Raw genomic sequence first — 9,286 nt, forward strand, 5'->3', positions numbered from 1 at the left:
CTTCGGCAGGCGAATCGGGCCCGGAAGCCGAACGGGGCTGCTACCGGCAGGTGAACCGGGACTCCGCCCAGTCCACCAGGGCCGCCTGGTCGAAGACGTTGCTGTGCGGCTCCACGACCAGCCGTACGGTCCTGCGCCCGGTCAGGTCCACATGGACGGGTACGGCCGCGTCGCCGCCCTTGACCATGCCGGACCGCCACAGCCGCACCCCGTCCGCGTAGACGGAGAAGGAGACCTTGCCGAGCCCGAGCGTCATGTCGTCCACGCCGGCCAGGGCGTCGTAGGCGGTGCACTGGCGGTTGAGGTCGACGGTGACGGAGGACCGGCCGTGCACGGTGACACCGCCCGCGTACCGCGTGCCGCCGACGGACATGCCGTAGCGCTGCCACACCCAGCTGCTCTCGCGCAGCCGCACCTCGGGCTTGGTGCCGTCGCCCATGACGTCGTAGCGCAGCTCGTTCATCTCGTAGACGACGGGAGCCGGCGGGGGAGTGGGCGTGGGCGTCGGGGTCGGCCTGGGCTTCGGCTTCGGGGCGGACGTGTGCGTCGGAGTCGGCTTTGGTTTCGGCTTCGGCTTCGGGGTGGGTGTGGGAGTCGGCTCGGGCTTCGGCGGGGGCGCCGGGTGGTGGGGGGCCAGCACCACGGGCTCCGGGGCGGGCTTCTTCGGGGTGGGCTTGGGCGCGGGCGGCTGCGGTTGCTGGACCACGGGCGCGGACGGCGCGGGCTTGGCCACCTCCTTGGCCGGGTGGCTGTCGTTCACCAGGGCCAGCGCCACCGCGGCGGCGGCCACCGCCACCACACCGGCGGCGATACCGGCCTTGACCGGGGCGCCGAGCCCCTCCGAGACCGCGGCGCCCCCGCTCGCGCTCGCGCCTCCGGTGGTGCCGCTCGCCGCGGCGGCGGCACCCGCGGCGCCCACTCCGGCGCCACCGGCGATGATGCCGAGGGCCTTGGCGTAGCCCGCGGCGCCGAACCAACCGATGACCGCGACCGGGACGACACCGGGGATGCCGCTCGCGACCTCTTCGATCTGCGCGGCCGCCAACCGGCACTTGGCGCACTCCTCCAGGTGCTTGCGCAGGCCCCGTTCGGCGCGGATGCGCAGCTTGCGGCGGGCGTAGCCGCCGAGCTGGTCGGCGTAGCGGGCGCACTCCTCGTCGTCGGCCAGGATGGCGCTGACGTGGGCCTGCAGATAGGCCTGCTTGAGTCCCTCGCGGGCGCGGCTGGCCAGCACCCGGGTGCCGTTGGCGTCCAGCCCGAACAGGACGGCCACCTCGCTGGGCGACTCGTCCTCCACCTCGGTGTGCCACAGCACGGCCTGCCAGCGCTCGGGCAGCGAACGGAAGGCCTGCACGGCCATGGACTGCTCGGCCACGTGCAGGGCGCGCACATCGGCGCCCAGGTCGTGCCCCGCTCCGAAGGAGCCCATGGACGCGGTGTCGTCGGATACCTCGGAGGCGCGCGAGGCCTGCTGGGCGAACACCGCGAAGTCGTCGACGAGCTGCTCGCGCCGCGCGGACCTGGTCCAGTGCGCGGCGACGCGCCGTACGGAGGTCAGCAGATAGGCGCGTACCGCGTACTCGGGGCCCGAACCGCCGCGCACCGCCTGGAGCATGCGGGCGAAGACCTCGGCGGTGAGGTCGTCGGCGGTGTGTCCGTCGCGGCAGCAGGTACGGGCGTACCGCCGCACCGCGTCGGCGTGTCGGCGGTACAACTCCTCGTACGCGGAGTCGTCTCCGCCCCGCATCCGCTCGATCAGCTTGCCGTCGGACGGCACGGTCTCCCGCGGCGGCAACAGCACACTGCCGTCCCGCTGGGTCGGAAAGCCCGGCTCGGGGGCCTGCTTGCCCCTCGCCGTGGCCGGGCCCCCTTGGCTGGGCACCTGCGGCGAGGTCAGCTCCCCGGGCTCCGCGTCACCATCACCGCGTGAACCGTCCCACCCGTCAACGCTCATCGCGCAAAGCCCCCGACACCGGCCCAGCCCAACCCGTCACCGGCTCAGCGTGCCACATCCCCCGGAAGCGGCGGACCCGCCAACCACCCCATCACTCATCCGAGCACGCAATCCCCACCCCCACCGAACACCACCCGAACAAACCCCCCGCGCCCACCGCTTTCACCGCCCCACGATCCGGGCAGGGGCAGGAGCCGCCGGCGGCGCGCAGCCCGCGCGGGGACCACCCACGCGATAGCCGTACGGGTGGTGAGGCTGGGAGAACCGGAGCCCGCCGAAGGCGAAACCGAGCCGGGCCGGCGACCAGCGACCGGTCCTCAGTGGCTCGCGGCCGGCGGCCAGCTCTCCAGCGGCCGGCGACCAGCCCCCGCCCCCAGCGGCCGGCCACCGGCACCCATCGACCCGCTACGCCGGACGGGACCGCAGTCCCTCCAGCAGAATCTCCAGCAGCCGAGCCGAAGCCGCCGCCTGCTGCGCCGCATCCGGCAGGGACGGCGCCGCCGTGGCGATCACCAGCAGCACATCGGACACCGACACATCGGCCCGCAACTCCCCGGCGGCCCGGGCCCGCTCCACCAACTGCCCGACCACGTCGAGCAGCGCGCCCGCGCCCGTGTCCTCGGTGCCCCCCGTCATGGCGGACCGCTCCTCGGCCACCAGCCGAAGCTCACCACTGCCCACCCCGGCCTGCGACCGCTGCTGCGGCACCCGAGCCTCATCGGCGACAGGACCGGCACCAGCCGATCCAGCCGGACCGGCCGATCCGGCGGAGCCCTCCTCCGCGACGCCCACCCGCAGCACGTGCGGCGGCAGCAACCGCCCCGCGCCCGACGCCACGGACGTCCGCAGGAACCGCGCCAGCGCGGACCACGGCTCGTCCTCCTGACCGAGAGCCGCCCGCGCCTGCTCGGTCAGCCGCGCGGTCTCCTCCTCGGCGATCCTCCGTACGAGCACGTCCTTGCTCGGGAAACGCCGGTACACCGTGCCGACACCGACCCGCGCCCGCCGCGCCACGTCCTCCATCGGCGCGCCGTACCCCAGCTCGCCGAAGACCTCACGCGCCGCGCGCAGCACGTGCTCCAGATTGCGCTGTGCGTCCACCCGCAGCGGCGTCGTACGCGCCCCGTCCGCGCGCCCGTTGCCGACCGCCGCGCTCACCGCTCCGCCACCGTTCGGTGCGATCGCGGCTGCCGATCCCCAATGCGTGTCCTGAACATGCATGTGTTCCCCCGGTAATGACGTCTCCCCCCGGAGACTCCCCGCCATGGATCCGGAGTGCGCGGAACCCTGGCGCCGGTCCACGAGAGCGGGACCGCCCCTCCCGGACCCCTTCGGCCACATTCCCTACACCCCGTCGACACACGAACATAGTTGAGAGGAAGTCAATTCAGAAGGGGCAGGTTCCGCACAGTGCGCCCCCCGATCGGAGTACGAGCCATTTATGTCCGGATTCCATACCTTCGCACCCTCCCGCCCGCCCCCGCTGACCAGCCCGCTTTCCCGCTCCCCGGACCGCGCGGCCACCCTCGCGCACACCCGTCCTCCAGTCACACAAATTGCCGAGGCTGTGGACAAACAAGAGCGCCCGGTGCGTCATGGGATGGTGAAGGAACGTGCGCGCATTCTGGTTGTCGGCGGCGGCTACGTCGGGATGTACACCGCCCTGCGCCTCCAGCGGAAGCTGAAGCAGGAGATCAGGCGGGGCGACGTCGACATCACCGTCGTCACTCCCGACCCCTACATGACGTACCAGCCCTTCCTCCCCGAGGCGGCGGCCGGTTCGATCTCCCCTCGTCATGTCGTCGTACCCCTGCGCCGCGTCCTGGACCAGTGCCACATCGTCATCGGTGAGGTCACGTCCATCGACCACGGCGTACGCACGGCCGCCGTCACCACGCTCGCCACCGCCGAGGAGGGCAACTCCTCCCAGCTCCTCGGCTACGACGAACTCGTCCTCGCCCCCGGCTCGATCTCCCGCACCCTGCCCGTCCCCGGCCTCGCCGAGTACGGCATCGGCTTCAAGACCGTCGAAGAGGCCATCGGCCTGCGCAACCACGTCATCGAGCAGATGGACATCGCCTCCTCCACCCGCGACCCTGCCGTCCGCGACGCCGCCCTCACCTTTGTCTTCGTCGGCGGCGGCTATGCCGGCGTCGAAGCGCTCGGCGAACTGGAGGACATGGCCCGCTACACCGCGCGCTACTACCACAACCTCCGCCCCGAGGACATGAAGTGGATCCTCGTGGAGGCCTCCGACCGCATCCTCCCGGAGGTCGGCGCGGAGATGGGCCGCTACACCGTCACCGAGCTGCGCCGTCGCAACATCCAGGTCCTCCTCGACACCCGCCTGGACTCCTGCGCCGACCGCGTCGCCGTCCTCAGCGACGGCCAGCGCTTCCCGACCCGTACGGTCGTGTGGACGGCCGGCGTCAAGCCCCACCCGCTGCTCGCCGCCACCGACCTTCCGCTCACCGAGCGCGGCAAGCTCAAGTGCACCGCCGAGCTGGCCGTCGACGGCGCCCCGCACGCCTGGGCCGCGGGCGACGCCGCCGCCGTCCCCGACGTCACCGCCGCCGAACCCGGCAGCCTGACCGCCCCCAACGCCCAGCACGCGGTCCGCCAGGCCAGGGTCCTCGGCGACAACATCGTCCACGCGCTGCGCGGCGAGCCCCTGGAGACGTACGCCCACAAGTACGTCGGCTCCGTCGCCTCCCTCGGCCTGCACAAAGGCGTCGCCCAGGTCTACGGCCGCAAGCTGAAGGGCTACCCTGCCTGGTTCATGCACCGCGTGTACCACCTCAGCAGGGTGCCCACCTTCAACCGAAAGGCCCGCGTGCTGGCGGAATGGACCCTCGCCGGGCTCTTCAAACGGGAGATCGTCTCCCTCGGATCGCTCGAACATCCCCGAGCGGAGTTCGAACTCGCGGCCGGTGGAAAGCCTCCTCAGGGCCCCTCGGACAACCCGAAGGGGTCCTCCTGACCGGACTCAGGAACTACCCGGCCCGCCCCGGCGTCTGACGGATGTCGCCGCGGACGGCCACCTGCCAGACTGCCCCACGTCCTCGGACGGGCACCCGCCCGCCCTCAGCACCCACGAGGCTTTCCCCACTGTGAACTTCACGCGCTGGAGCGCCCGGCTCCCCGGAACGCAGCGCCGCGCGGCAGCGCGGACCGAGCAGGCGGTCTCCCCGGACCGGCGGGGGGAAGGCTCCGTACCCGCGGCCCGCGCCGAACAGCCCGCCGACGGGACACTCGCCGTGCCCGCCGTCGACGAACTGCCCGCGCGCGACGTCCTCGACCGCGTCCCGGCCCTCGTCGCCCTCGTCCACGGCCCGGACCACCGCATCGCCTACGTCAACGACGCCTACGCGACGGCCTTCGGCGTCCGGCCCCCGGGCGCCCCCGCCCGCGAGGCCCTGCCCGAACTCGCCGAACTCGGTCTCCTGCCCCTCCTCGACCAGGTGCTGCGCAGCGGCAAGCCCCGCACCCTCAAGTCCCGCAAGGCCGTCGACGGCCGCTCCTACACCTTCACCTGCACCCCCGTCGCCGAGGGCGGCGACCGCGACGGCGGCGTCCTCCTCTTCGCGACCGACGTCACCGACCACGCCGAGGCCGCGGAACGGCTGCGCGCCAGCGAGCGCCGCCAGCGCGAGACGGCCGTGACCCTGCAGCGCTCCCTCCTCCCGCAGGAACTGGAGCAGCCCGACGACCTGCGCATCGCCGCCACCTACCAGCCCGGCGGCACGGAAGCGGCGGTCGGCGGCGACTGGTACGACGTCATCACCCTGGGCGGCGGCCGCACGGCACTCGTGATCGGCGACGTGATGGGCCGAGGGGTGCGGGCCGCCGCCGTCATGGGCCAGCTCCGCACCGCCGTCCGCGCCTACGCCCGCCTCGACCTGCCCCCGCACGAGGTCCTGCAACTCCTCGACGGCCTCGCCACCGAGATCGACGCCAACCAGATCGCCACCTGCGTCTACGCCGTCCACGACCCCAACGAGGGCCGCCTGGTGTACGCCTCCGCCGGCCATCTCCCGATCCTGGTCCGCGACGAAAACGGCACCGTCCTGCGCGCCGACGAACCCACCGGTCCGCCGCTCGGCACCGGCGGCTGGATGCACGCGTCCGGCTCCATCGCGCTCGGCCCCGGCGCGACCGCCGTCCTCTACACGGACGGCCTGGTCGAGCGGCGCGACGAGGACCTCGACGAGGGCATCGCCTCCCTGGAGCGCGCCCTGTCCGGCGCGACCGGCACCCCCCAGGTCGTCTGCGACCGCCTGGTCCGCTCGGCCGGCGTCACCGCCGACCACGACGACGACGTCGCCGTCCTCGTCCTCCAGCACCCCGCGCGTACGGGCCCCGAGGGCGACCTCTTCCGCAACGCGGCGCTGGAACTCCTCGGCGGCGTGGAGGCGGCCCCCCGCGCCCGGGCGTTCGCCTCCGGCGTGCTGACCAGCTGGCGCTTCCCGCCCGAACTGCACGACGCGGGCGTCCTCGCCACGAGTGAGCTGGTCGCCAACTCCCTCCAGCACGGCACCCCGCCCATGCGGCTGCGGCTCCGCCGTACCGACCGCCGCCTGATCATCGAGGTGACCGACGGCGACGACCACCTCCCCCGCCGCCGCCGCGCCGAACCGGGCGACGAATCGGGCCGGGGCATCGCCATCGTGGCGACCATCGCCTCCACCTGGGGCTCAAGAAGAACCCCCGGCGGCGGCAAAGCCGTGTGGTGCGAGTTTCTGCTGCCGAAGGGCTGAGCGTCGCGGTCGCCCGCAGCCGCCGTAGCTGCGGGCAGTCGTGCCGCTGGGGCGGCGCCCGTCCCAAAGAAAGGCGGCACCCACCCAGCGTGGCGAGCGACAGCCCACCCCCGGCCGGCCCCAGCGCAGGGTGCCCTATGCCTCAGTGGGCACTGGCTCCACAGGCGTCGTACCCCGGGCCACGACACGACTCTTCGCGGCAGCCCATGGCTGGTCCTGCGAAGCAGTGAGCCGCCGCCCCAGCCGCAGCGCCAGCACAGTGATCCCCAGCGAGAACAGCAGGAACGTCACGACGTACGGCGCGTGGAGCGACGCCCCGAGCGGCCCGCCGACCGCCGGACCAACCGCCAACGCCAGCTGCTTGACCAGCGCGAAAGCCGAGTTGTACTGCCCCGCCATCCCCTCGGGAGCCAGGTCGGCCACCAGCGGAGCAACCGTCGGCGACAACATCGCCTCACCCAGCCCGAACAGCGCATACGTCGACACGAACGCAGCGGTCGCCATCTCCTGGCTGCCGTGCCCGAGCCCCGCGTACCCCGCCGCGAGCCACGCCACGGCCCAGATCAGGCCCACACCGGCGATCACCCGGGACCGCCGACGCCGCTCGACGAACTTCAGCACGGCGAACTGCGCGACGACGATCATCAACGTGTTCGCGGCCAGCGCCGTACCGAGCGTGGACGTCGATATCCCGGCCGCCTCCACGCCGTAGGCACTCAGCCCCGACTCGAACTGCCCGTAGCAGGCGAAGAACAGCACGAAGCCCAGCACACACAGCTGCACCATCGCCCGGTTGCCCAGCAGCTGCTTCCAGCTGTCCCTGCCCTTGGCCGAACCGCCCGGCACCCCCGCGATCCGCGGCGCGTGCGGCATCCGCACGGTGGCCATCACCACGACCAGCAGCAGGAACATCGCCGCCTCGATCGCGAACAGCAGGGTGAAGGAGGAGACCCGCGTCGTGTCAACCAGATGGCCGCCTATGAGCCCACCGACGCCGAGCCCCAGGTTCTGCAGGAAGAACTGCATCGCGAACGCCCGCGACCGCGTCTCCGCCGTCGAGCAGTCCACGATCATCGTCGCCAGCGCCGGCTGCATCACGGCCTGCCCGGCCCCGAGCGCCGAAGCGGACAGCAGTACGGCCCCGGCGTTGCCCGCCAGGCCCAGGCTCAGCGCGCCCAGCGCGGCCATGACCAGGGCGGCGAGCAGGACCGGCAGCGGGCCGCGCCGCACGATCGCCCTGCCGGCGAACGGCAGCACGATCAGCGCGGCCACGGCGAAGACGGCGAGCACGAGTCCCGCCGTCATGGCCCCCAGGCCCCGCACCTGCGCCACATAGACGTACAGGTAGGGGACCGTGAAGCCGAGCCCGAACGCGCTGAGTGCGTTGCCCACGTGGATCCGGCGCATCGCTGCGCCCATCGCCCTGGTCACGTTCACCTCTCTCACTAGTTAAGTCTGAAGACTTCAAAGCTAAAGTTCGAAGCTAAAGAGTACACATCGAAGGACTTCAAGGCAAAGGGACTCCGTGCGATACTGCGGTCATGGCCGACAGTCCCGGCGTCACGGAGCCGACGCTCGAAGAACAGATCGCCGCCTACCAGCGCGAGTTCCATGACCTCGACCCTCAGGTCGAGAAGATCGTGTCGGCGCTGTCCCGCCTGAACCGCCGTATGAACGTCGCCTACGGCCGCCAGACCGCCGCCCTCGGCATCAGCAGCGCCGAGTGGGAGGTCCTCAAGGCATTGGTGCTCTCCGGTGCCCCGTACCGCATGGGCCCCAGCGACCTCGCCAAGCGACTCGGCCTCACGCCGGCCGCGATGACCCACCGGATCGACCGCATGGTCGCCGAGGGACTGGTCACCCGTGAGCGCGACGAGTCCAACCGCGTCCGCGTCATCGTCGAGCTGACCCCCGAGGGCCGCGAGAAGTGGCTGGAGGCGATGCGCCTCGCCACCGTCTTCGAGGAGGACCTCCTCCAGGACCTCACCCCCGCCGAGCGCGCGGTGCTCGGCGAGGTGCTGACCAGGCTGCTCCGCCGGGTGGAGCACGCCCAGCCGGACGCCGGCGGCCGGCTCAGCGACCTGGACTGAGGCGCCAGGAAAAGATCTTGACGGGGGCCGGTTGACACGCCCCTGCCCGATCCGTAAAGTTCTCCGAGTTGCCACGGAGCCGTAACGGTTCTTCGGCAGCACCTCCGCCGCCTCGAGCGGCACCTCACACCACCAGCACGATCTCCCTCGGGATTGATTTCGGCATGCCCGAATTCAATTCGAATAGGGACCCGGCGGCCCGATTAGGAACTGCCGAGCTGATCCGCTAAGGTTTGAGACGTCGGAACGGCCCAACGGCCGGGATGACAACCCCCTCTGACTGGGAATCAGACGCCGCGAGGATCTGATAGAGTCGGAAACGCCGGAAAGGGAAACGCGAGAGCGGGAACCTGGAAGGCACCGAGGAAATCGGATCGAGAAAAGATCTGGTAGAGTCGGAAACGCAAGACCGAAGGGAAGCGCCCGGAGGAAAGCCCGAGAGGGTGAGTACAAAGGAAGCGACCGTTCCTTGAGAACTCAACAGC

At 71.9% G+C, this 9,286-nt stretch carries 6 protein-coding genes; 3 read left to right on the forward strand and 3 right to left on the reverse strand.

Annotation, left to right across the window (positions count from 1 at the left end; genetic code table 11):
* Positions 1-40: 40 nt before the first annotated feature.
* The gene (locus ABZ865_RS41125; protein ID WP_361242402.1) at positions 41-1,954 is read right to left on the reverse strand and encodes a sigma-70 family RNA polymerase sigma factor; all 1,914 of its coding nucleotides are present in this window, start codon (positions 1,952-1,954) and stop codon (positions 41-43) included.
* A gap of 405 nt (positions 1,955-2,359) precedes the next feature.
* A complete protein-coding gene (locus ABZ865_RS41130; RefSeq protein ID WP_361242405.1) occupies positions 2,360-3,175 on the reverse strand; it encodes a helix-turn-helix domain-containing protein in 816 nt (271 codons plus the stop codon).
* 379 nt (positions 3,176-3,554) lie between these two features.
* Here ABZ865_RS41130 and ABZ865_RS41135 point away from each other — a divergent pair, with 379 nt between their 5' ends.
* A complete protein-coding gene (locus ABZ865_RS41135; RefSeq protein WP_361242408.1) occupies positions 3,555-4,934 on the forward strand; it encodes an NAD(P)/FAD-dependent oxidoreductase in 1,380 nt (459 codons plus the stop codon).
* 130 nt (positions 4,935-5,064) lie between these two features.
* Complete coding sequence (locus ABZ865_RS41140) at positions 5,065-6,711, forward strand: SpoIIE family protein phosphatase (protein WP_361242411.1); 1,647 nt, start codon at positions 5,065-5,067, stop codon at positions 6,709-6,711.
* Positions 6,712-6,846: 135 nt separating this feature from the next.
* Here ABZ865_RS41140 and ABZ865_RS41145 read toward each other — a convergent pair whose 3' ends face one another.
* Positions 6,847-8,118, reverse strand: a complete 1,272-nt coding sequence (locus ABZ865_RS41145; RefSeq protein WP_361242420.1) for an MFS transporter — start codon at positions 8,116-8,118, stop codon at positions 6,847-6,849.
* 134 nt (positions 8,119-8,252) lie between these two features.
* Between ABZ865_RS41145 and ABZ865_RS41150 the strand changes: the two genes are divergently transcribed.
* Positions 8,253-8,801 (forward strand): MarR family transcriptional regulator, encoded by a 549-nt coding sequence (locus ABZ865_RS41150; protein ID WP_361242414.1) that lies wholly within the window; start codon positions 8,253-8,255, stop codon positions 8,799-8,801.
* The last annotated feature ends 485 nt before the right edge of the window (positions 8,802-9,286 follow it).

Origin of the sequence: Streptomyces sp. NPDC047085, assembly GCF_040643735.1 — a bacterium.
Taxonomy (GTDB): domain Bacteria; phylum Actinomycetota; class Actinomycetes; order Streptomycetales; family Streptomycetaceae; genus Streptomyces.